This window comes from Gryllotalpicola kribbensis, from assembly GCF_039538245.1.
GTDB lineage: Bacteria > Actinomycetota > Actinomycetes > Actinomycetales > Microbacteriaceae > Gryllotalpicola > Gryllotalpicola kribbensis.
This window is the reverse complement of sequence record NZ_BAABBX010000016.1, coordinates 257,405-278,398: the sequence shown is the minus strand read 5'-3', so window position 1 is coordinate 278,398 and position 20,994 is coordinate 257,405. Positions and strand designations below refer to the sequence as shown.

Sequence of the window (20,994 nt, the reverse complement as noted above, 5' to 3'; positions counted from 1 at the left end):
GGTCGGGCGGGTCTTACTCGTCGCGCTTCGTGGGCTGAACGCGCTCACCGAACTCAGGCTCCTGCTGGTCGGCGGCCTTCGCAGCCTCGGCCTGGGCCGCGGCGTTGGCGGCGTCGATCGCGCTCGCGCTCGTCTCAGCCCCGGCGTCGGTCGGCGCGGTGTCGGCGGATGCCTCGACGGGCGTCTCGATGCGCGAGATCGCCTGGCGGTGGATGGTGAGGAAGTTGCCGGGGCTCGTCTCGAGCACGACCTTGTTGTTCTCGAGGTCGACCGACTCGATGGTGCCGAAGATGCCGGAATTCGTCATGACCTCGACGCCCTTGACGAGCTGCGACGACTTCTCGGCCTCGGCCTGCTGGCGCTTGCGGTTGCCGCGCCACGACCAGAAGAAGAAGAACGCGATGATGACGACCATCACGATGAGCAGAGTGGGATTACTCATGAAGGGGGAAGTCCTTTCGACGCGAGGGAACACTCACCGCGCGCGTGTTTGCCGGCCCGAGCAGGCCTTCGTTGGATTATAGGTCATCGGTGAAAAGGGTCTGCTGGGCGCCGCCTGTCGGACGGCTGGGTTCCAGCCCGAAGTGCCGCCAGGCCTGCGCCGTCGCCACGCGCCCGCGCGGCGTGCGCGACACGAGCCCGATGCGCACGAGGAACGGCTCGACCACCGACTCGATCGTCTCGGCCTCTTCGCCCACCGAGACCGCGAGCGTCGAGAGCCCCACCGGGCCGCCGTCGAAGCGGGTGAGGATCGTCTGCATGACAGCGCGGTCGAGCCGGTCGAGGCCGAGCTCGTCGACGTCGTAGAGCTCGAGCGCGGCGCGCACCGCGGGAAGATCGGCACGGCCGGTGTGCACCAGGGCGTAGTCGCGCACGCGCCGCAGCAGGCGGTTCGCGATGCGCGGGGTGCCGCGGCTGCGCCCGGCGATCTCGGCGAGGGCTTCGCGGTCGATGTCGAGGTCGAGCATGCCGGCGGCGCGGTCGAGCACCTTCTCGAGCTCGTCGTCGGAGTAGAACTCGAGGTGCGCGGTGAACCCGAAGCGGTCGCGCAGCGGGTTCGGCAGCAGGCCGGAGCGCGTGGTCGCGCCCACGAGCGTGAATGGCGCGAGGTCGAGCGGGATGCTGGTCGCCCCGGCGCCCTTGCCGACCATGATGTCGATGCGGAAGTCCTCCATCGCGAGGTACAGCATCTCTTCGGCCGAGCGCGCCATGCGGTGGATCTCGTCGATGAAGAGCACCTCGCCCGGCACGAGCGAGGACAGCACGGCGGCGAGATCGCCCGCGTGCTGGATGGCGGGCCCGCTCGACATGCGCAGCGGCCGGTCACTCTCGGCGGCGACGATCATGGCCAGCGTGGTCTTGCCGAGCCCGGGCGGCCCCGCGAGCAGGATGTGGTCGGCCGTGCGCTCCTGGATACGGGCGGCCGTGAGCAGCAGCTGCAGCTGCCCGCGCACCTTCGACTGGCCGACGAACTCACCGAGGGACTTGGGGCGCAGTGCGCCCTCGAACGCCAGCTCGGCCTCGTTCTGCGCCTGGGGCGTCGTGAGGTCGTCGCTCATCGGCCGGCTCCCGCCGTCTGATGCTGCGGCGCCGGGCCGAGCAGCGCGAGTGCGCGGCGCAGCAGCGCGGGAACGGACGCCGCGGAGGCGTCGGCGGCGGCCTCGCCCAGCTCGGCAAGGACCTCGGCCACGGCATCCCCTGCGACCTTCTCGGGCCAGCCGAGACCCACGAGCGCGACGCGCACGTCGTCGGCGACGGAGTTCTTCTGCTTCGCCGCGGCTGCCGTCGCCGCGGGAGCGACGACGTAAAGCTTGCCGGTGAGCTGCACCACGATGAGCTTCGCCGTCTTCGGGCCGATGCCGCTGACCTTGCGGAAGGCGGCATCGTCGTCGTTCTGAACGGCCGCGGCGATCTGGTCGGGCGTCATCACAGACAGCACCCCGAGTGCGGATTTCGGGCCGACGCCGTTGACCCCGAGCAGCAGCTGGAAGACCTCGAGCTGCTCGGCGTCCTGGAAGCCGAACAGCGACAGCGCGTCCTCGCGCACGATGAGCGCCGTGTGCACGAGCGCCTCCTCCCCCACGCGCAGGCTGAGCGCGTGCTCGGGCGTGACGCTCACGAGATAGCCGACGCCGGCCACCTCGATCACGAGCTCGGCGCCTGAGGCGCGCAGGACGGTGCCGCGCAGGGAGCTGATCATGCAGTCAGGCTATGCGCGCGTGCCGACATGCGGCGGCAGCGACACTCGAACAAAGGTTCAATGCTGCTCAGAACTGCTTCCGGGTCGCCTTCTCGGCGTTGAGCCATGCCTGCTGCGCAGGGGTGAGGCGAGCGGATGCCCCGCGCTGCGCCGCCGCTGCAGGAATCCCCCGCGCCGTCCGCCAGGACGCGGCGATCGCGAGCGCGAGCGCATCGGCGGCATCGGCCGGCTTCGGCACGGCCTCGAGCCGCAGGATGCGCCGCACCATCTCGCCCACCTGGGGCTTGTCGGCGCCGCCGTAGCCCGTGATGGCGTTCTTGACCTCGCTCGGGGTGAACAGCTCGAGCGGAAGGCCTCGGCTCGCCGCCTCGTGGATCACCAGGCCGGAGACCTGGGCGACGCCCATGACCGTGTTCAGCTGGTTGTTCGCGAAGACGCGCTCAAGAGCGAGGGCGTCGGGCCGCGTCTCGTCGATCACCTCGCGCAGGCCGGCGAGGATGCGCACGAGCCGCTGCCCGTGCTCCATGTCGGCGGGCGTACGCACGACGCCGACCCGCACCAGCTGCGGTGCGCGGTCGGCGTCGATGACTCCGTAGCCGCAGCGCGTCAGGCCGGGGTCCACCCCGAGCACGCGCAGGGCCATGGGCGCCTAGTCCTCGTCTTCCTCGAGCTCGGCCTGGACCTCGGGCGACAGGTCGAGGTTGGTGTAGACGTTCTGCACGTCGTCGCTGTCCTCGAGGGCGTCGATGAGGCGGAAGACCTTGCGTGCGGTCTCGGCATCGGCGTTGACCTTGACGGATGCCACGAACTCGACGTCGGCCGAGTCGTAGTCGATGCCCGCCTCCTGCAGGGCGGTGCGGGTCGCGACGAGCTCGCTCGCCTCGGTCAGCACCTCGAAGCTCTCGCCCTGCGGGGTGACCTCTTCCGCACCGGCCTCGAGCACCGCGGCCAGCACGTCGTCTTCTGTGGTGCCCTCTGCGGGAACCACGATGACGCCCTTGCGGCTGAAGTTGTAGGCCACCGACCCCGGGTCGGCGAGCGTGCCCCCGTTACGCGACATGGCGGTGCGCACCTCGGCCGCCGCGCGGTTCTTGTTGTCGGTCAGACACTCGACGAGCAGCGCGACGCCGCCCGAGGCATAGCCCTCGTACATGATGGTGGTGTAGTCGATGGTCTCGCCGGTGAGACCTGCGCCGCGCTTGATGGCGCGGTCGATGTTGTCGTTCGGGACAGAGGTCTTCTTCGCCTTCTGGACCGCATCGGCAAGGGTCGGGTTGCCGGTGAGGTCGGCACCGCCGATCTTCGCCGCGACCTCGATGTTCTTGATCAGCTTCGCGAACGACTTCGCACGCTTGGCGTCGATGACGGCCTTCTTGTGCTTGGTCGTCGCCCACTTGGAATGCCCGGACATACGTCTCCTGGTTGAAATAGCGTTCGCTCGATTCTACCGGGGCCGCACTGCGCTGGTCCGTGCGCCGGTGCCCGCGCGGCGCACCTAGGCTTTGAGGTATGCCGGTCAAGCTCGCAACCCGCCTCGGGCGGCTGGGCGTGCGAGTCGAGGAGGGCCCGAAGAAGGTCGCCGTGCTCTGGCACAGCTTCTTCGTCGATTCGCACAGCTGGGATCGGGTGCTGCCGGTCCTCACGCGCCTGCGCACGGTCGTGCTGATCGACGGCCCCTCGTTCGGTGCGAGCGAGCCTCTGCACCGCCCCTCGACCATCGCCGAATGCGCCCTCGCAACCTTCGACGTGCTCGATGCGCTCGGCATCGACCGAGTCGACTGGGTGGGCAACGGCTGGGGCGGCCAGGTCGGCATTGCCGCCGCGGTCGAGCGGCCGCGCCGCATCCGCTCGCTCGTCTCGATCGGCGCCCCGACGGGTGTGCTCGGTGGAACGGAGCGACGCGATCTTGCGGCAGCCCTGCCGTTCATCCGCCTATTCGGGTTCCCCGGCCCCGTGCAGACGCGCTTGTTGCGCTCGATCCTCACCGAGCGCACGATCGCCGTCGATTCAGAGGCCGTGCGGATCGTGAAGAGCGGATTCCTGAACGCGGAGCGCCGCGGATTCGTGCAGGCGGCGCGCTCGTTCGTCCTCGACCGCCCGTCACTCGACGACGCAGCGCTCGCGGTCGAGGCGCCCACGGTCTTCGTCGCGGGGGATGCCCGCGCGGGTTGGGGGCCCGCCGAAGCCGAGGCCGTGACCGACCGCATGATGAACGCCCGCACGCGCACTCTGCACGGCGTCCGCAACATCGCGCCGCTCGAAGATGCCGACGCGGTCGCCGGCATCGTCCGTGAGCATTGGGCCGCGAACGCCCGTCGCTGAGCGACGCGCGCCCGTGCCCTCACAGAAGCTTCTTCAGCGTCCTCAGGTTCCGGGTCGTGGTCGTCGGTTTGAAGCGCGGCTTCGCCGCGAGCTTCGCGAGCTTCGTGTTCGTGCTCCCCACCGCGATGTTCAGCTGCCAATAGAGCACGCCGTCACCCGGGGCGATGACCTCTTCTGCCGGGTCCAGGGCGGGCGCGGCATCCAGTAGCTCGCTCAGATGAGCGGGGTCGGAGGCGAACAGAACGTACGGATGCCAGCCGTCGCGCTCCGCATCGAACGGGAACGCCGCGACGATGGCGGCGAGCTTCTCGCGCGTCACGAGCACGATCCATGCGTCATAGCCGAAGCGCTCGCGCAGCGCGCTCTCGATGCGTGACCTGAGCCGCGACGCATCCGCCTCATCGCTCTCGAAAAGGACATTGCCGCTGGCCAGAACGGTGCGCACGCCGGTGAGCCCGAGCGAGCGGAACAGCTCGCCGAGCTCGGCCGACCTGATCGTGATGCCGCCCACGTTCACGCCGCGCAGCAGGGCGACATAGGCGGTCATGAGCCCAAACTAGGCGGCGCGCACCTTCGAGAGGAAGTACTCGTGGAAGCGGTAGTCGCCGGTGACCTCGGGGTGGAACGACGTGCCGAGCAGGCTGCCCTGCTCGACGGCGACGACACGGCCATCGTCGAGCGCGCCGATCGCCGCCGCCTTCTCCCCCAGGGATTCGACCACGGGCGCGCGAATGAACACCGCATGCACTGCGGGCTCGCCGAGCACCGGCATCGGGATGTCGGTCTCGAACGAGTCGAGCTGCGAGCCGAACGCGTTGCGGCGCACCGTGACGTCGAGGCCGCCGAGCGTCTGCTGCCCCTCGATCGCGTCGAGCACGCGGTCGGCCAGCATGATCAGCCCAGCGCAGGTGCCGTAGACGGGCAGGCCGCCGGCGATCGCCTCGAGCAGCGGCTCGCGCAGCCCGAAGGCGCGCGAGAGCTTGTCCATCACGGTCGACTCGCCGCCTGGGATCACGAGACCTGAGACGGATGCCAGCTCGTCCGGTCGCCGGACCGGGACGGCCTCGGCACCGAGTTCGCGCAGCACCCCGAGGTGCTCGCGGAAATCACCCTGCAGGGCGAGGACGCCGACGCGAGGGGCCGTGCTCACCAGCCGCGCTCGGCCAGACGGTGCGGCGCGGCGAGGTCGGCGACGTTGATGCCGACCATGGCCTCGCCGAGCCCGCGGCTGACCTCGGCGATCGTCTGCGGGTCGTCGTACATCGTGGTCGCCTTGACGATCGCGGCGGCGCGCTTGGCGGGGTCGCCCGACTTGAAGATTCCGGAGCCTACGAACACGCCGTCGGCGCCGAGCTGCATCATCATCGCGGCGTCGGCCGGGGTGGCCACGCCGCCCGCGGTGAACAGCACGACGGGAAGCTTGCCGGTCTCGGCGACCTCGGCGACCAGCTCATAGGGGGCCTGCAGCTCTTTCGCGGCGACGTAGAGCTCGTCCTTCGTCATCGACGTGAGCGCGTTGATCTCGGAGGTGATCTTGCGGATGTGCTTCGTCGCCTCTGAGACGTCGCCCGTGCCGGCCTCGCCCTTGGACCGGATCATCGCGGCGCCCTCGTTGATGCGGCGCAGCGCCTCGCCGAGGTTGGTGGCGCCGCACACGAACGGCACCGTGAAGTTCCACTTGTCGATGTGGTTCACGTAGTCGGCGGGCGACAGCACCTCGGACTCGTCGATGTAGTCGACGCCGAGCGCCTGCAGCACCTGTGCCTCGACGAAGTGGCCGATGCGCGCCTTCGCCATGACCGGGATGGAGACCGAGGAGATGATCTCGTCGATCAGGTCGGGGTCGCTCATGCGAGCGACGCCGCCCTGGGCGCGGATGTCGGCGGGAACCCGCTCGAGGGCCATGACAGCGACTGCCCCGGCGTCCTCAGCGATACGTGCCTGCTCGGCGGTGACGACGTCCATGATGACGCCGCCCTTCAGCATTTCGGCGAGCCCGCGCTTGACGCGGCTCGAGCCGACTTCTCCGTTGGTCATAGTGCCCTCATTCTACTGAGCACGTGAGGCATGCTCGCGCCGGCGGAATGGGAGGATCGGAGCATGAAGGTGCTCTCGATCCAGTCGGCTGTCGCCTACGGGCATGTCGGCAACTCTGCCGCGGTGTTCCCCCTCCAGCGCATCGGCGTCGAGGTTCTGCCCGTGTACACCGTGAACTTCTCGAACCACACGGGTTACGGCGCCTGGCGCGGCCCGATGATCGCCCCCGACGACGTGCGAGCCGTCATCACGGGCATCGAAGAGCGGGGTGTGCTCGGGGACATCGACGTGGTCCTCTCCGGCTATCAGGGCGGCGAGGGCATCGCCGAGGTGATCATCGAGACCGTCGCCCGCGTGAAGGCCGCGAACCCTGCGGCCGTCTATGCCTGCGACCCGGTGATGGGCAATGCGCGGTCGGGATGCTTCGTCGCGCCGGCCATTCCCGTGCTGTTGCGCGACCGGGTCGTGCCGGTGGCCGACATCATCACGCCGAACCAGTTCGAGCTCGGCTACCTCACCGGAACCGAGCCGAGCGACCTGCCCTCGACGCTCGAGTCGGTCGACCGGGCGCGCGAGCTCGGCCCGCGGACGGTGCTCGTCACGAGCGTCGAACGGCCGGACCGCGAGCAGGGCACCCTCGAGATGCTCGTGGCAGACGACGAGGGGGCGTGGATCGTTACGACGCCGCAGCTGCCGCTGAAGGCGAACGGCTCGGGCGACGTGACCGCGGCGCTCTTCACCGCCCACTACCGCGAGACCGGCTCCGCCGCCGAGGCCCTCGCGCGTACCGCCTCCAGCGTGTTCGGCCTGCTCGAGCAGACCCTCGCGTCCGGGCAGCGCGAGCTGCAGCTCGTCGAGGCGCAGGAGCATTACGCGCACCCGCGGATGGAGTTCGAGCCGCGCCGCGTCCGCTGACGCGACCAGCCCGGGTGCTAGCTCGGCCAGGCGCGGGCGATCGTCGCCCGCACCTCGCCGAGCAGCTGTGGCAGCGCTTTCGTCTTCGCGATGATCGGCAGGAAGTTCGCGTCGGATGCCCAGCGCGGCACGATGTGCTGGTGCAGGTGGCTGGCGATCCCGGCGCCGGCGATGGCTCCCTGATTCATCCCCAGGTTGAAGCCGTCATTGCGCGAGACGTCGCGGATGACCCGCATCGCCGTCTGCGTGATGGCCCCGATCTCGGCCACCTCCTCCGACGTGGCCTCGTCATAGAGCGAGATATGCCGATACGGGCATACGAGCAGGTGCCCGCTGTTGTAAGGGAAGAGATTGAGCAGCGCGAAAGCGGTCTCGCCGCGATGCACGATGAGCGACTCCTCGTCGCTCAGCGTCGGGGCCGCGCAGAACGGGCAGTCGTCGCCGTGCGGCTGCTGTTGCCCGGACTGGATGTAGACCATCCGGTGCGGCGTCCACAGCCGCTGGAACTCGTCGGGTACGCCGACGAGGTGCGACGGGTCGTCGATGTGAAGGGATGCCTGATCGCCCGGCTCCTCATGGTCGCCGTAGTCCTCCAGCGAAAGCCGAGCCATCTCACTCACCCCAGGCGGTGTCGACCAGCTCGTGCGACGCGATCGATGCGGTGATCTTCGCGATCGCCTCGTCGACGGGCACCCCGTTGAGCTGGCTGCCGTCGCGGAAGCGGAAGCTGACCGTGCCCTTGGAGCGGTCCTCTTCGCCGGCGATGAGCTGGAACGGCACCTTGGCCTTCGCCGCATTGCGGATCTTCTTCTGCATGCGGTCGTCGGTGTGGTCGACCTCGATACGAACCCCCGCCCGCTTGAGCCGGGCTGCGACCTCATCGAGGTACGGCACGTACTCGTCGGCGACCGGAATGCCGATGGCCTGCACCGGCGAGAGCCACACCGGGAACGCGCCCGCGTAGTGCTCGAGCAGGATCGCGAAGAAGCGCTCGATCGACCCGAGCAGCGCGCGGTGGATCATCACGGGCTGCTTCTTGGAGCCGTCGCTCGCCGTGTACTCGAGCTCGAAGCGCGCAGGCTGGTTGAAGTCGAGCTGCACCGTGGACAGCTGCCAGGTGCGGCCGATGGCGTCGCGCGCCTGCACCGAGATCTTCGGGCCGTAGAACGCGGCGCCGCCCGGGTCGGGCACGAGGTCGAGGCCGGACTCGATGGCGACCTCGCGCAGCGTCTCGGTCGCGATCTCCCACTGCTCGTCGGTGCCGACTGACTTCTCGGGGTCGCGGGTCGACAGCTCGAGGTAGAAGTCGTTCAAGCCATAGCCGCGCAGCGTCTCGAACACGAAGTCGAGCTGGCTTTTGATCTCGTCCTTGACCTGCTCGTCGGTGACATAGATGTGCGCGTCGTCCTGGGTGAGCCCGCGCACCCGGGTGAGGCCCGAGAGCGTGCCGCTCTTCTCATAGCGGTAGACGGTGCCGAACTCGGCGAGCCGCAGCGGCAGCTCGCGGTACGAGCGGCCGCGCGCCCGGAAGATCAGGTTGTGGAACGGGCAGTTCATCGGCTTCAGGTAGTAGTCCTGCCCCTGACGGGTGACGTTGCCTTCGGTATCCGTCTCTTCATCGAGGTGCATCGCCGGGAACATGCCGTCCTTGTACCACTGCAGGTGACCGCTGGTCTCGAACAGCGAGCCCTTGGTGATGTGCGGCGAATTGACGAGCTCGTAGTCGTGGCCGAGCAGCTGCTGGCGCAGGTATCCCTCGATCTCGGCGCGCACGATGCCGCCCTTCGGGTGGAACACCGCAAGGCCCGAGCCGATCTCGTCGGGGAAGGAGAACAGGTCGAGCTCGGCGCCGAGCTTCCGGTGGTCGCGCTTGGCGGCCTCCTCCATGCGCGTCTGGTAGGCGCGCAGTTCGTCCTTTGTGGGCCACGCGGTGCCATAGATGCGCTGCAGCTGCGGGTTCTTCTCGCTGCCGCGCCAGTACGCGGCGGCGACACGGGTGAGCGCGAAGCCGTTGCTGATGAGCTTGGTGTCGGGCAGGTGGGGGCCGCGGCACAGGTCCTTCCACACCGTCTCGCCCGTCTTGGCATCGACGTTGTCGTAGATCGTCAGCTCACCGGCGCCGACCTCGACGGATTCGTTGTCGCCGCCGCCGGCGGCGCCGCCCTTCAGCCCGATGAGCTCGAGCTTGAACGGCTCGTGGGCGAGCTCGGCGCGCGCCTCCTCGTCGGTGACGACGCGGCGCACGAAGCGCTGGCCCTGGTTGACGATGCGCTGCATCGCCTTCTCGAGCTGCTTGAGGGTCTCGGGCGTGAACGGCTCGGTGACGCCGAAGTCGTAGTAGAAGCCGTCGGTGATTGGCGGCCCGATGCCGAGCTTCGCGTCGGGGTTGACCTGCTGCACGGCCTGCGCGAGGACGTGCGCGGTCGAGTGGCGCAGGATGTTGAGCCCGTCGGGCGAATCGATCGTGACCGGCTCGACCACGTCGGTGGCGGTCGTCGTCGTGGCCTTGTCCTTCAGCTCGCCGTTGACGCGCAGGGCGACAACGTTCCGATCAGGGAAGAGCTCGAAGCCGTCGGCCACGTGAACCACTCCTATATAGACGTGTGAACGGGAATGCCTCAACTCTAGTGGCGGCCGCACCGCCGCCCCGGTGGCACCCATACGGGGAATCCGTCACCAGCTGTTAACACGGCGCTCTTCCGCCTCAGGCCGTCGAAGCCCTAGCGTCGTGATCTTGGGCTGCGCCTTGCGCACCCAGCTGTCACGCACATCCACCGATTACGGAGGTGGGCATCGATGCCCTCTGTCTTCTCGCGACGCGTCGCCGTCGCCGCAGCCGCGGTCTCCGCGGCGTGCCTGCTGAGCGCGGGCCTCTCGGCCCCGGCGTTCGCGAATCCGGCCGGCACGGGCCTCGTCATCAGCGAGGCCTACGTCAACGGCGGCTCATCGGGGGCGAGCTACCTGAACAAGTTCGTCGAGCTCTACAACCCCACCGGCGCCGCCATCTCGCTCGACGGCGACACCCTGCAGTACCGCGCGCCGACGAGCACGGTGACGCCGAGCGGCTCGCAGGTGTTCGCGCTGAGCGGCTCGGTCGCCTCGCACGCTCACTTCCTGATCCAGCTTCCGAGCAACAATGCGAGCTCTAACCCGGGCGCCGCCCTGCCGACCCCCGACCTGACGACGGGCGGCAGCGTGAACCCCGGGGCAGGCGGTGGAACGCTGTACCTGGCCGCGAGCGCGGCCGGGGTAGCGCCCACCGACGCGAGCGTCATCGACAAGATCGGCTGGGGCACCAGCAACTCGCCAGAGGGCACGGCGGCGAGCGGCAACTCGCTCACGCTCAGCTATCAGCGCGTGGCGGGCGGCGCCGACACCGACGACAACGCGGCCGACTTCACCACCGCGGTGCCCACGCCCGAGAACTCGGGCTCGACGGGCGGCGGCACTCCCCCGGGCGGCGGGACGGACCCGGGCGACGGCGACGGCGACGCGCAGACGCTCACGATCGCCCAGATCCAGGGCACGACCGATACCTCGCCCTATGTCGGCCAGAGCGTCGCGACCGAAGGCGTGGTGACCGCCGTGTATGCGACCGGCGGGTTCAACGGATTCTTCCTCGAGACCGCGGGCATCGGAGCGGGCGCCGACGCGACCCCCGGCGAATCCGACGCGGTCTTCGTGTTCGGATCGACCTCGGCGAAGCAGGTCCACATCGGCGACAGCGTCTCGGTCACGGGGACGGTGCAGGAGTACCAGGGCGAGACCGAGATCAGCTCCCCCACGGTCACCGAGCTCGAGGCCGCGCTCGCACCGGTGACGGCTGAGGCGCTGCCGTGGTCGCAACTCACGACCGACGCGCAGAAGGAGGCGCACGAGGGCGAGCTCATAGCCCCGCAGGGCGCCTTCACGGTGAGCGACAACTACGACGCGAACTACTACGGCTCGTTCACGCTGGCGGCGGGCACGACTCCGTTGCGCCAGCCGACGGATGCCGGAACCGCCGGCTCCGCACAGGCGCAGGCGGTCGCCGCAGACAACGCGGCCCGCACCATCACGCTCGACGACGGGTCGAGCACGAACTACAGCGGTGGGGCGGCGGCGAACACCCCGCTGCCGTGGCTCACCCCGACCAACCCGGTGAGCGACGGCGCTGCCGTGACGTTCCACCAACCGGTCGTGCTCGACTACCGCTTCTCGCTGTGGAACTTCCAGCCGACCACGCCGGTCACCGACGACGGGGCATCCGTCGCCACCTTCAGCGACGTGCGCGCCGCGAACGAGCGGCCGAGCGCTGTCGGCGGCGACGTGCGTCTGGCGAGCTTCAATGTCGAGAACTACTTCCCCATGACGGGCGAGAAGTTCGTCAGCTCGGGGCTCGGCACGTGCACGTACTACAACGACCGGGCGGGCAACCACATCGGCGTGAACAGGTGCACGGCGGCCGATGGCGGCGCCGGGCCACGTGGTGCGGCGGACGACGCGAGCTTCCAGCGGCAGCAGTCGAAGATCGTCACCGGCATCAACCGGCTCGGCGCCAGCATCGTCTCGCTCGAGGAGATCGAGAACTCGGCCAAGTTCGGCGAGCCGCGAGACACCGCGCTCGCCGGCCTGGTCGACGCGCTCAATGCAGCTGCCGGCGCGGATGTCTGGGCATATGTGCCCTCGCCCCCTGCCGACAAGCTGCCGCCCATCGAGCAGGAGGACGTCATCCACTCGGGCTTCATCTACAAACCGGCTGACGTCACGCCCGTCGGTGCCGCGACGGTGCTGCTCGGCGACTCCGACCCCGGCGAGCCCTTCTCGATCGCGCGCGAGCCTCTCGCGCAGGGCTTCAAGAAGGCGAACGCGGCCGACAGCGATGCGTTCCTCGTGGTCGCGAACCACTGGAAGTCGAAGGGCGCCGATGCAACCGGCCTGTACCCGGGCGACACCGAAGACACCTCCTCGCCTGCGGTCGACCAGGGCGCCTTCAACGAGACGCGAGTGCACGAGGCGCAGGACACTGTGGCCTTCGCCGACCAGGTAGCGAAGCAGCTCGGCACCGACCGCATCTTCCTGCTCGGCGACCTCAACTCCTACACGCACGAGGACCCGCTCGAGGCGCTGTACGCCGCCGGCTACACGGACCTGGGCAGCACCTTCGATCCGAGCGAGCAGACCTACTCGTACGACGGGCTCGAGGGCTCGCTCGACCACGTGCTCGCGAACGCCGCGGCGCTGAAGATGGTGACGGGGGCGGATGTCTGGCAGATCAACGCGCAAGAGTCGGTCGCCTACGCCTACAGCCGCTACAACTACAACGCGACGCTGCTCTTCAACGGTACGGACCCGTTCGCGGCGTCCGATCACGACCCCGTGGTCGTCGGACTCACGCTGCCGGCACCTGCTGCGTGGAGCGCCAAGACCGTGTACAACACGGGTGACCTCGTGAGCTACAACGGCTCGATCTGGCGCGCGCAGTGGTGGACGCAGAACCAGAAGCCGGGCGATGTCAACGGCCCGTGGGAGCAACTCGCGACGGCCGCCGACGGCGGCGTGCTGTGGACTCCGAGCCGTGTGTTCGACACGGGTGACGTGGTCGAGTACCAGGGCAAGAAGTATGTCGCCAAGTGGTGGACCCGGAACCAGAAGCCGGGCGACAAGAACGGCCCCTGGCAGCTGCAGAAGTAGCCGGCTGCAGGTGGGCCCCGGCGAGCTCCGGGGCTCACCTCGCGGGCGTGAGGCGTGACCGCAACGCAAGACCAGACGCAGAAAACCCCCGGAAATCCGGGGGTTTTCGTCTGTGCGCGATACTGGGATCGAACCAGTGACCTCTTCCGTGTCAGGGAAGCGCGCTACCGCTGCGCCAATCGCGCCCTTCCGATCACTTTAGCGGGCTAAAGAGAAAGGCGGGAAGTGAGTGTGGAGGTGGCGACGGGATTCGAACCCGTGTATACGGCTTTGCAGGCCGCTGCCTCGCCTCTCGGCCACGCCACCAGGCCCGCATGATCAGTCGAAAACTGCCTCACACTCGAGCGGATGACGAGACTCGAACTCGCGACCCTCACCTTGGCAAGGTGATGCGCTACCAACTGCGCTACATCCGCATTTTGTCGTTCCGGCCCGGTTCCTTTCGGCCCCGTCCCGGCGACTTCTCAACCATAACCCACGTTTTGTGCTCAGTTCAAATCGAGCCGGGGGCGTGTCCCGATTCGTGAAAAGCGCCGGCGTTCGGATAGCATCGACTCGCACAACAGCGGGCGATTGGCGCAGTTGGTAGCGCGCTTCCTTCACACGGAAGAGGTCGTCAGTTCGAGTCTGGCATCGCCCACAACGAAGAAAAAGCCCCGGTCGGCCGGGGCTTTTCTGGTTGTTGAATCGAACCGACTTCGTGACGGTGCGCCGGAACGGGCACGGTGTGCCGGAACTGGATGTACCGGACCTGCACGCCAGCTTCAAAGCGCGACACCACGACTCGATGCGCTCGTCGCGGAAGACTGCGGGAGCGGCGTGGTCCGGCGCTATCGGGTGCCACTAACGCGAAAGGGGCCGCGAAACGCGGGGCTTCACCCCTCAGCCGAAGAGCTCTCGAAGGCCGACCGCTGCTCCCTGAGGAATCGATGTGAGGGTAAATCCGGAGTCACGTGCAGCTGCTCGGTGAAGCTCTCCGTAGAACGGGAATATCGGCCCAGCGCTCGGCGCATCAGGCGACCAGTGCTCAAGTGCCGGGTCGATAACGACGATCTCGCACGCGGGCGAGGTGTTCACCCACCGGCGGATCACTTCGTTCACGTGATCGTCTCGGAACGAATATCCGATGACAATCAGTCGGGTGCGCTGCGCGAGCAGTCGTTGGAACTCTTGATACATGGCGAGGAATGGGCCGTCGTGCCTCAGCTTGCTCCCAGTGCCGAAGATCATCACTCGCTCGTTTCCCGGCACATCACCGTCGCCGCTGGTTGGGCGGTAGATGATTCTCTTCTGCGCGAGTCGGCTCTCGGCGTGGTCCTCGTAGAACCAGTTCAGCGACCCGTGCAGCTTGAGGAGTCTCACGTTGAGGCTCGAGTTCCACGACCACTCGTACCCGCCGCGCCACTGTTGGACGCCAGTCTCGAACGCCAGCCCGAGCTGCTCGCTGGCCGTTTCGATCGTCAGGTCATAGTTGAGTGTGACGACACCTACCCGGTTGCTCGACGTAAGCAGCCGGGTGAGATAACCGAGCCGCTTCCCGTCAACTGCGAGGCTCTTATCGAGCGCCGCAAGCATGACTCGTTGCAGATCCCGGAAGACGGGCTGCGAGCCGCTCGTCCCGACCAGGTCCTCGACAGCTTGGGTAAGCGCGCCGAGCATGTTCTCGTCATTGAGCGGATCTGCTCCGCTTTCGAGCGAGCTACGGAGGTTGACCGCGACGCCTGGCGAGATTTGGCCGCGGCGGCCGACCGCTTCAACTCCTGGATGCCATCGATCAACAAATGGCGCAACCTCGAGGTTTTCACGGTCCCCGAGGAAGCGGATGGCCGCAAACAGGCGCTCGACGTCGACTCCCTCAAAGGCGTTCCGCCCGTGCTGCGAATCGAATCCAACCATCGCACCGATCGCCATGTTTAGGGCTGGCGAGAACCTCGCATCCCAGGAGAATCCGCGATCTTCTTGAACGTGATTAGCAATCTCGCGCGTCAAGCCTACTGACGTCTTCAAGCCGGCGTCATGAGACGCCCCAGCGCCGAGGAGGAACAGCGTCTTCGGATTGTCATTGGCGCTCACGTGCTCATCTTGCCGTAGCGGTGGTGGCGGCGCTCGTGAGTGTCGGTGTCCGCCTGTAGATTCACCTCGACCCGAAGGAGCGCACTGTGTGGATTCCCCGCGACGAGCACGACATTCAGCTCGCCATCGACGAAGGCAACCTTGCGGAATCCCACTACCTGGACGCCAAAGCGTCGTCCGGTGACACTCCTGGTGCCCGCGCAGAGACGGCGCGAGACCTCGCGTCCTTCGCGATCGATGGCGGCGTTCTCCTGATCGGTGTGGCTGAGGACAAGCAGAGCCGGACCTTTTCAACATCGCCTGTTCCGCTGAAGGATCTCATCGAGAAGATCGAGCAGATCGCTGCGAACCGCATCGACCCGCCGCTCGACGTTCGCGCACGCGAGATCCCGGCTGAATCGGACCCGGACCACGGCTACGCTGCCGTTGAGATCCCGCCGTCACCACAGGCGCCGCACATGGTGGACGGCGTCTACTACGGGCGGGGTGAGAGAACCCGGCGGCGACTCTCCGACGCCGAAGTAGTTCGGCACCACCAAGCACGCAAGCGAGAAGAAGATCGACTGCTCGCGCTTCTCCACGAAGAGATCGAACGAGATCCGGTTCCCGCCGCCTCGCGTCAGAACGGGCATCTCTACTTGGTTGCCGAGCCGCTGAGCGCCTCACGCAACGTCGCACAGTCGCTCGTGCGAGCCCCGCAGCAGCGGCTCAACAACATCCTTCATCAGAGCAACTACCTGCCGTACCCGACGGTTCGTGACTTCGCTCCCGGCGCACCGAGCATGCGCGGCGCGATGATCCGCAGCCGGGGCGCGGCGTTCACGAGCACGCAAAACGGCACACGATCGATCACGGACGCATGGGAGGAGCGCGGCTTGTCTGACGTCGAGTTCCACGAAGACGGGAGCATCCACGCAGTCGTCGGCCGCGCAACCGACCAGTGGGATCGCATGAGTGTGAGCTCCCAGATAGAACCGCAGATGGTGATCTTCGATGGCCTCTGCATCGCATTCGCGCACCGAATCATCTACTGGGTGACCAAGCTCTCCGAAGAAGTCGGCTACCGCGGCTCGTGGGGGCTCGCGCTCGGCGTGAATGGTCTTGTCGGCAAATCCAGCTACCTCTTCCAGCAAGAGCTCTGGCAGCAAAGCGGCCCCGTCTACGACCGGGATGAATACGAAGAGGTCACCGTCGCCAGCCTCGACGACCTCGTGAACGAGCCGCAGGCCGTCGCGTATCGCCTGGTCGGCGGTCTGCTGCGAGGGCTGGGCACCGACAATCGATGGGCACCGGAGTTCACGAAAACCGAAGAGCCCGCGCAGTAGCTACTCGCCCCGCATCCCTCGCGACCCGTCGCCGAGCAGCTTCTTCTGCCTGCCGGTCTCAACTCGGCGCCGCTCTTCACGTGGAGCGAGCGCGCGGGTTGCAGAGAGGTTCCCGACTTCCCTGCAGGGCTGCTCGTACTTGCGGTGCCGGCCCGCGTAAGCGTCCATCAACCGCTTCTTGGTCGGCGCATCGCGTTCAGCTCGCACAGCCCGCCACACGTCGGATTCGATGTCGAGCGCTGCGGTCCATGCGCGGTCGAGCAGCCGCGACGCGCTGCACACCTCGGGAGAGTGCTGTCGCCGGTCGCGATGAAGTATGACGGACACGCTTCGCGAGTGGAGCGGATTGAATCGTCCTAGGTTTAGCTGCGCTTCCTTTGGGAGGATGAATCGTGCCCCGTTAGTTCCCGCCGGAGTTCCGGCAGCGTGCGCTCAGGATGCTGGAGAAGGCGCTTCCTGATGCCGCCCGCGAACGTCGGCGCCGGCCCGCAGCGTTGGTTGGGCCAGGGCATCTTTCGCGAAGATGACGTGACGATCGCTAAGCCTCGCTGATTCCGGCTGAGTAAACCGCGGAACTGCTTGCTACCAAACAAACCAGACCGCCCGTAATAGCGCGGAAGTTTGGGCGACACGGCCGGTACAAAACTATCGCCTTGGTTCTTCACACGAAGAGGTCATCAGTTCGAGTCTGCATCGCCCACAACGAAGAAGATCCCCTGATGGCCCAGGGGATCTTTTCGTATCTCGCCCCAGACGCACTGAGGCCGCCTCCTCGATGATTCGGGTTCGAGGGGCGGCCACAGTTGATTCGGGTTGGGGTTGGGGGCGACGGATTGACCGTCTGAATTCATGGTGGACCCCACCGCCACCGAATCGGCGCGGCATCTGCTCAAGGCAGTCTCAGGGTTTCGTTTGAACGGCCCTAGAGTGCCGCGACCACGAGGGTGGTGAGACAGGCGAGCCCGGCGACGAGGAAGACGATGCCGCCCGCCAGCATCCACGCAGGCGACTGCGAGCCGAAGGCGATGCGCATGCCGTTCTGCCGCTTGAGCTCGTGCGCGAGCTCCGAGAGCCAGTTGCGGCGGATGATCAGGAAGAGCCCCCAGCTGACCGCGAGGGCTCCCCACACGAGCGCGAAGACACGGGCGACGGTCACCGCTCGAGCCTAGGCGACCTGCCCTGTGGCTCAGGCGAACGGGTCGGCGAGCAGCAGCTCTGCGTTGCGATCTGTGCGGCGGCCCTGGTGCTGCGGTGCCCGGTGGGGATCGTTGAAGGAAAGCTCGCGATACAGCGACGCGAGCGCCTCTTGCGAGCCGTCGCCGTAAGCGGATACATAGGGCGCGTCCGACTCGATCAGGGTCGTGAAGATCGAGAGGATGCCGGGGCCGCTGCGCGCCAGCTCGATGATGCGCGCCTGCTGCGGGAAGTCGATATGGCTCGCCGTAGTGATCTCCCAGAACGAATGGGCTGCGTCGGTGCCGCGGCGCGGGGTGATGCGGTTGGCGTGCACGTGGCCGTTGACCCACGCGACGACCTGGGGATGCCGGTGCAACAACTCCTCGACCTCTGCACCGGTGCGTCGGCGCTCGCCGGGCGCGGCGGGGTCCGGCAGCCGGTTGTCCATCGAGGTGCTCGTGTGGTGGCTGAACACGACGATGTAATCGTCGGGGTGCGTCGCGAGGGCCTCCTCGAGCCAGCGGAACTGCCCGTCGGCGATCGACCCGTGCGAGAGCCCGGCGGGGTTGGTCGAATCGAGCACGACGGCGAGGACGCCCGCGGCGAGCCGTGCGGTGTAGTAGCTGCGGCCTGCCGCGAGATCCTCGCTCGTGAAGCCGTGCCCGACGGGTCCCGGCCCGGCGTTCCCGGGGTCGAGGTGCGCGGCGACATAGTCGGCCTTTGTGAACGGCCGTCTGCGCTCGTCGGCGGTCACCGTCCACCGCCGATCCAGGCGGGGCAGCTCCCCCAACGCGCGCACCGCGCTTCGGGCCGCCGGCGAGTTCCCCGCGTTCGACCACAGCGTGCGGACGGCGCGGTTGGCGGCATCCGTCGCGAAGCGGGTGAACTTCACATCGCCGACGTAGACGTCGTTCCATGCCGCGTGCAGGTTCGACAGCGAGCCGCAGACCGAGTCGTCGTGGTTGCCGACGACGGCGTACCAAGGGGTGCTCAGACCGGCGCTCCTGTGCGGCGCGGCCACCCGCCCGAAGAACCCGGGCAGCTCGGGGAATCCGGCGCCCTTGTACACGTCGCGCACGGGGAGCTCGGGGTTGTACCACTCGCTCTTCCCTGAGCTCTGCACGCTCTCCCACGCCGTGCGTGCTCCCGAGTTGGCGACGATCTCACCCCCGTTGAGCACGGCGAGGTACCAGTCGAGTTCGAGCAGCTCGCCGTTGTCGGTGTTGTCACCCGTCGAGACCACCGCGTCCAGTCGCCGGCCGGTGAACGGCGCGGCCGAGATGGAGTTGATGCGCGCGATCAGTCGGGCGGCGCCATGCGTGCCGAGTGCCTCCTGAGGGCGGAAGGCGGACCCGTTGGTCGCGGCGAACATCTCGAATCGGGCGGGCGACTGCGCGTCGACGATGTGCAGATCGGTGAGCTGGACCAACGCGGCGAGGGGCGTGAGCGAGGCTGTGGCGGATGCCCGCACGGCGAGCTCCTCGCGCAGCACGGGGCCATACCCCGGTCCGGACGTGAGGCGGCGATAGCCGGCACTCCCCTGCGGTGCCGCGGCGGTCTCGAGCGTGGTGCCCGCTGTGACCAGAGGTGAGTGAGCAGCGGGCCTCGCCTGCGCCCGGGTGCGTGGCGAGAGGCTGAGTGCGAGAACGCCGGGGGTGAGCGCGAGTACGCCTGCGCCGCCGATCAGGGCTGTCCGCCGAGACACCTTCTGCACGCGGCCAGGATCGCGAGCGCGGGTTGAGGCGAGGTGGCGTCCGTGTTCGTGCCGCGTGAACAATGCACGACAAGGGGGCCGTCGGCGAACCGGCGGCCCCCTTGACAGGTGCGCTGTGTGTGGTGCGGCCTAGACCGCGGGGTCGAGCACGTAGCTCTCTTCGCCGTGGACCACGGTGTCGACCCCGGCGACCTCGTCTTCGTTGGTGATGCGGAAGCCGATGGTCTTCTGGATCGCGGTGCCGAGCAGCCATGCGATCCCGAAGGACCAGATGGTCACCACTGCGGCGCCGACGAACTGTGCGCCGAGCTGCTTGAACGAACCGGTCGAGATGAGGCCGATGCCCTGGCCGAAGAAGCCGATGTACAGGGTTCCGATCCAGCCGCCGATGAAGTGGACGCCCACCACGTCGAGCGAGTCGTCGAAGCCGAGGCGCCACTTGAGGTCGACGGCGTAGGCGCAGATGAAGCCCGTGATCAGGCCGAGCACCATGCCCCAACCGGGCGAGAGGATGTTGCAGGCCGGGGTGATGGCGACCAGGCCGGAGACCGCACCGGACGCCGCGCCGATCGACGTCGGCTTGCCGTCCTTGATCTTCTCGGCGATGAGCCAGCCGAGGGTCGCAGCGGCCGGGGCCGCGAGGGTGTTGACCCAGGCGATCGCGGCGACGCCGTCCATCGCACCCTCAGAGCCGGCGTTGAAGCCGAACCAGCCGAACCAGAGCAGCGAGGCGCCGAGCAGGGTCAGCGGCACGTTGTGCGGCTTGCTCATGCCCTTCTTGAAGCCGATGCGCTTGCCGAGCACCAGCGCAAGGGCGAGCGCTGCCGCACCTGCGTTGATGTGCACCGCGGTACCGCCCGCGAAGTCGTTGACCTTGAGGATCGAGGGGGCCCAGCCGTCACCGAGGTTGAACACCCAGTAGGCGACGGGGAAGTACACGACGGTGACCCAGATACCTGCGAAGATCATCCACGAGCCGAACTTCGCGCGGTCGGCGATGGCGCCGGAGATCAGCGCGACGGTGATGATCGCGAAGGTCGCCTGGAAGCCTGCGAAGGCGAGGCCGTTCATATTGGGGTCCATCGCCCCGTCCTTGCCGATGCCGAGCAGGTCGGTGAAGGCGAACAGGTTGTTACCGGAGGCGAAGGGGTTGCCGAGCCAGTGATCGATCAGCGGCGAGCCGAACGAGAGGCCGTAGCCGTAGAGGACCCACAGCACCCCGACGAGGGCGATGGCGCCGAAGCTCATCATCATCATCGAGATGACGCTCTTTGCGCGGACCATGCCGCCATAGAAGAAGGCGACACCGGGGGTCATGATGAGCACTAGGGCGGCGGCCACGATGAGCCACAGCGAGTTGACATCGACCGGCATCGCCGGTTGATCAGCAGCGAGAACCAACATGGGGATGTGGTCGCCTCTCTCTTCGGGTTGCTAGGACTGGGCCAGTTTCGCGAGAGGAGGTTTCACGCCATATCGATCTGTGTTTCGGCCAGGTTACGGTGAAAACCGCTCTGTAAACATCGTGTTTCCGGCCGCCGCAAGGCCTATGGCAATCC

At 67.6% G+C, this 20,994-nt stretch carries 18 protein-coding genes and 4 tRNA genes; 5 read left to right on the top strand and 17 right to left on the bottom strand.

Features of this window, described 5'->3' with window-relative positions; genetic code table 11:
- Nucleotides 1–13: 13 nt before the first annotated feature.
- From yajC to ABD716_RS13625, 5 genes are all read right to left on the bottom strand, one after another.
- The gene (gene yajC, locus ABD716_RS13645; RefSeq protein WP_344777778.1) at nucleotides 14–442 is read right to left on the bottom strand and encodes a preprotein translocase subunit YajC; all 429 of its coding nucleotides are present in this window, start codon (nucleotides 440–442) and stop codon (nucleotides 14–16) included.
- 76 nt (nucleotides 443–518) lie between these two features.
- On the bottom strand, nucleotides 519–1,559 hold the full coding sequence (gene ruvB, locus ABD716_RS13640) for a Holliday junction branch migration DNA helicase RuvB (RefSeq protein ID WP_344777776.1): 1,041 nt from the start codon (nucleotides 1,557–1,559) through the stop codon (nucleotides 519–521).
- Nucleotides 1,556–2,200 carry a Holliday junction branch migration protein RuvA gene (ruvA, locus tag ABD716_RS13635; protein WP_344777774.1) on the bottom strand — a complete coding sequence of 215 codons (645 nt, stop codon included), beginning with the start codon at nucleotides 2,198–2,200 and terminating at the stop codon, nucleotides 1,556–1,558. Before ruvA ends, ruvB begins: the two co-directional genes overlap by 4 nt.
- 67 nt (nucleotides 2,201–2,267) lie before the next feature.
- A complete protein-coding gene (gene ruvC / locus ABD716_RS13630) occupies nucleotides 2,268–2,843 on the bottom strand; it encodes a crossover junction endodeoxyribonuclease RuvC (protein WP_344777772.1) in 576 nt (191 codons plus the stop codon).
- A gap of 6 nt (nucleotides 2,844–2,849) precedes the next feature.
- Nucleotides 2,850–3,611 carry a YebC/PmpR family DNA-binding transcriptional regulator gene (locus ABD716_RS13625; protein ID WP_344777770.1) on the bottom strand — a complete coding sequence of 254 codons (762 nt, stop codon included), beginning with the start codon at nucleotides 3,609–3,611 and terminating at the stop codon, nucleotides 2,850–2,852.
- A gap of 98 nt (nucleotides 3,612–3,709) precedes the next feature.
- Between ABD716_RS13625 and ABD716_RS13620 the strand changes: the two genes are divergently transcribed.
- Nucleotides 3,710–4,522: an alpha/beta fold hydrolase gene (locus ABD716_RS13620; RefSeq protein WP_344777768.1), complete on the top strand. Its 813-nt coding sequence runs from the start codon at nucleotides 3,710–3,712 to the stop codon at nucleotides 4,520–4,522.
- 19 nt (nucleotides 4,523–4,541) lie between these two features.
- On the opposite strand, the gene ABD716_RS13615 is transcribed toward ABD716_RS13620, so the two are convergent.
- From ABD716_RS13615 to pdxS, 3 genes are read right to left on the bottom strand one after another with little or no spacing between them, the layout of a single operon-like run.
- Nucleotides 4,542–5,069 (bottom strand): DUF1697 domain-containing protein, encoded by a 528-nt coding sequence (locus ABD716_RS13615; RefSeq protein WP_344777766.1) that lies wholly within the window; start codon nucleotides 5,067–5,069, stop codon nucleotides 4,542–4,544.
- A 9-nt stretch (nucleotides 5,070–5,078) separates the two neighbouring features.
- On the bottom strand, nucleotides 5,079–5,672 hold the full coding sequence (gene pdxT / locus ABD716_RS13610) for a pyridoxal 5'-phosphate synthase glutaminase subunit PdxT (RefSeq protein ID WP_344777764.1): 594 nt from the start codon (nucleotides 5,670–5,672) through the stop codon (nucleotides 5,079–5,081).
- Nucleotides 5,669–6,559 carry a pyridoxal 5'-phosphate synthase lyase subunit PdxS gene (gene pdxS, locus ABD716_RS13605; protein WP_344777762.1) on the bottom strand — a complete coding sequence of 297 codons (891 nt, stop codon included), beginning with the start codon at nucleotides 6,557–6,559 and terminating at the stop codon, nucleotides 5,669–5,671. The genes pdxT and pdxS overlap by 4 nt, the downstream gene beginning before the upstream one ends.
- Nucleotides 6,560–6,622: 63 nt before the next feature.
- Here pdxS and pdxY point away from each other — a divergent pair, with 63 nt between their 5' ends.
- On the top strand, nucleotides 6,623–7,474 hold the full coding sequence (gene pdxY / locus ABD716_RS13600; RefSeq protein WP_344777760.1) for a pyridoxal kinase PdxY: 852 nt from the start codon (nucleotides 6,623–6,625) through the stop codon (nucleotides 7,472–7,474).
- Between the two features lie 17 nt (nucleotides 7,475–7,491).
- On the opposite strand, the gene ABD716_RS13595 is transcribed toward pdxY, so the two are convergent.
- Together ABD716_RS13595 and thrS are read right to left on the bottom strand one after the other, a co-directional pair.
- Nucleotides 7,492–8,085 carry an HIT family protein gene (locus ABD716_RS13595; protein WP_344777758.1) on the bottom strand — a complete coding sequence of 198 codons (594 nt, stop codon included), beginning with the start codon at nucleotides 8,083–8,085 and terminating at the stop codon, nucleotides 7,492–7,494.
- A gap of 1 nt (nucleotide 8,086) precedes the next feature.
- Nucleotides 8,087–10,054: a threonine--tRNA ligase gene (thrS, locus tag ABD716_RS13590; RefSeq protein WP_344777756.1), complete on the bottom strand. Its 1,968-nt coding sequence runs from the start codon at nucleotides 10,052–10,054 to the stop codon at nucleotides 8,087–8,089.
- A 216-nt stretch (nucleotides 10,055–10,270) separates the two neighbouring features.
- Between thrS and ABD716_RS13585 the strand changes: the two genes are divergently transcribed.
- Nucleotides 10,271–13,147, top strand: a complete 2,877-nt coding sequence (locus tag ABD716_RS13585; protein ID WP_344777754.1) for an ExeM/NucH family extracellular endonuclease — start codon at nucleotides 10,271–10,273, stop codon at nucleotides 13,145–13,147.
- Nucleotides 13,148–13,260: 113 nt separating this feature from the next.
- Here the strand turns inward: ABD716_RS13585 and ABD716_RS13580 are convergent.
- From ABD716_RS13580 to ABD716_RS13570, 3 genes are all read right to left on the bottom strand, one after another.
- A tRNA-Val gene (locus ABD716_RS13580) sits at nucleotides 13,261–13,332 on the bottom strand.
- A gap of 47 nt (nucleotides 13,333–13,379) precedes the next feature.
- Nucleotides 13,380–13,453, bottom strand: a tRNA-Cys gene (locus ABD716_RS13575).
- Between the two features lie 37 nt (nucleotides 13,454–13,490).
- A tRNA-Gly gene (locus ABD716_RS13570) sits at nucleotides 13,491–13,563 on the bottom strand.
- 151 nt (nucleotides 13,564–13,714) lie between these two features.
- Here ABD716_RS13570 and ABD716_RS13565 point away from each other — a divergent pair.
- Nucleotides 13,715–13,787 (top strand) — tRNA-Val (locus ABD716_RS13565).
- Nucleotides 13,788–14,029: 242 nt separating this feature from the next.
- Here the strand turns inward: ABD716_RS13565 and ABD716_RS13560 are convergent.
- Complete coding sequence (locus tag ABD716_RS13560) at nucleotides 14,030–15,220, bottom strand: SIR2 family protein (RefSeq protein ID WP_344777752.1); 1,191 nt, start codon at nucleotides 15,218–15,220, stop codon at nucleotides 14,030–14,032.
- A gap of 86 nt (nucleotides 15,221–15,306) precedes the next feature.
- Here ABD716_RS13560 and ABD716_RS13555 point away from each other — a divergent pair, with 86 nt between their 5' ends.
- Nucleotides 15,307–16,545: an AlbA family DNA-binding domain-containing protein gene (locus ABD716_RS13555; protein ID WP_344777750.1), complete on the top strand. Its 1,239-nt coding sequence runs from the start codon at nucleotides 15,307–15,309 to the stop codon at nucleotides 16,543–16,545.
- 922 nt (nucleotides 16,546–17,467) lie between these two features.
- Here ABD716_RS13555 and ABD716_RS13550 read toward each other — a convergent pair.
- From ABD716_RS13550 to ABD716_RS13540, 3 genes are all read right to left on the bottom strand, one after another.
- The gene (locus ABD716_RS13550; RefSeq protein ID WP_344777748.1) at nucleotides 17,468–17,701 is read right to left on the bottom strand and encodes a hypothetical protein; all 234 of its coding nucleotides are present in this window, start codon (nucleotides 17,699–17,701) and stop codon (nucleotides 17,468–17,470) included.
- A 30-nt stretch (nucleotides 17,702–17,731) separates the two neighbouring features.
- On the bottom strand, nucleotides 17,732–19,435 hold the full coding sequence (locus ABD716_RS13545) for a TIGR03767 family metallophosphoesterase (protein WP_344777746.1): 1,704 nt from the start codon (nucleotides 19,433–19,435) through the stop codon (nucleotides 17,732–17,734).
- Between the two features lie 129 nt (nucleotides 19,436–19,564).
- Nucleotides 19,565–20,809, bottom strand: a complete 1,245-nt coding sequence (locus ABD716_RS13540) for an ammonium transporter (protein WP_344777744.1) — start codon at nucleotides 20,807–20,809, stop codon at nucleotides 19,565–19,567.
- Nucleotides 20,810–20,994: the final 185 nt, after the last annotated feature.

Excerpts from the sequence above, each read along its gene's own strand:
- yajC (WP_344777778.1), bottom strand. The coding sequence starts at position 442 with ATGAGTAATCCCACTCTGCTCATCGTGATGGTCGTCATCATCGCGTTC.
- ruvB (WP_344777776.1), bottom strand. The coding sequence starts at position 1,559 with ATGAGCGACGACCTCACGACGCCCCAGGCGCAGAACGAGGCCGAGCTG.
- ruvA (WP_344777774.1), bottom strand. The coding sequence starts at position 2,200 with ATGATCAGCTCCCTGCGCGGCACCGTCCTGCGCGCCTCAGGCGCCGAG.
- ruvC (WP_344777772.1), bottom strand. The coding sequence starts at position 2,843 with ATGGCCCTGCGCGTGCTCGGGGTGGACCCCGGCCTGACGCGCTGCGGC.
- ABD716_RS13625 (WP_344777770.1), bottom strand. The coding sequence starts at position 3,611 with ATGTCCGGGCATTCCAAGTGGGCGACGACCAAGCACAAGAAGGCCGTC.
- ABD716_RS13620 (WP_344777768.1), top strand. The coding sequence starts at position 3,710 with ATGCCGGTCAAGCTCGCAACCCGCCTCGGGCGGCTGGGCGTGCGAGTC.
- ABD716_RS13615 (WP_344777766.1), bottom strand. The coding sequence starts at position 5,069 with ATGACCGCCTATGTCGCCCTGCTGCGCGGCGTGAACGTGGGCGGCATC.
- pdxS (WP_344777762.1), bottom strand. The coding sequence starts at position 6,559 with ATGACCAACGGAGAAGTCGGCTCGAGCCGCGTCAAGCGCGGGCTCGCC.
- pdxY (WP_344777760.1), top strand. The coding sequence starts at position 6,623 with ATGAAGGTGCTCTCGATCCAGTCGGCTGTCGCCTACGGGCATGTCGGC.
- ABD716_RS13595 (WP_344777758.1), bottom strand. The coding sequence starts at position 8,085 with ATGGCTCGGCTTTCGCTGGAGGACTACGGCGACCATGAGGAGCCGGGC.
- ABD716_RS13585 (WP_344777754.1), top strand. The coding sequence starts at position 10,271 with ATGCCCTCTGTCTTCTCGCGACGCGTCGCCGTCGCCGCAGCCGCGGTC.
- ABD716_RS13540 (WP_344777744.1), bottom strand. The coding sequence starts at position 20,809 with ATGCCGGTCGATGTCAACTCGCTGTGGCTCATCGTGGCCGCCGCCCTA.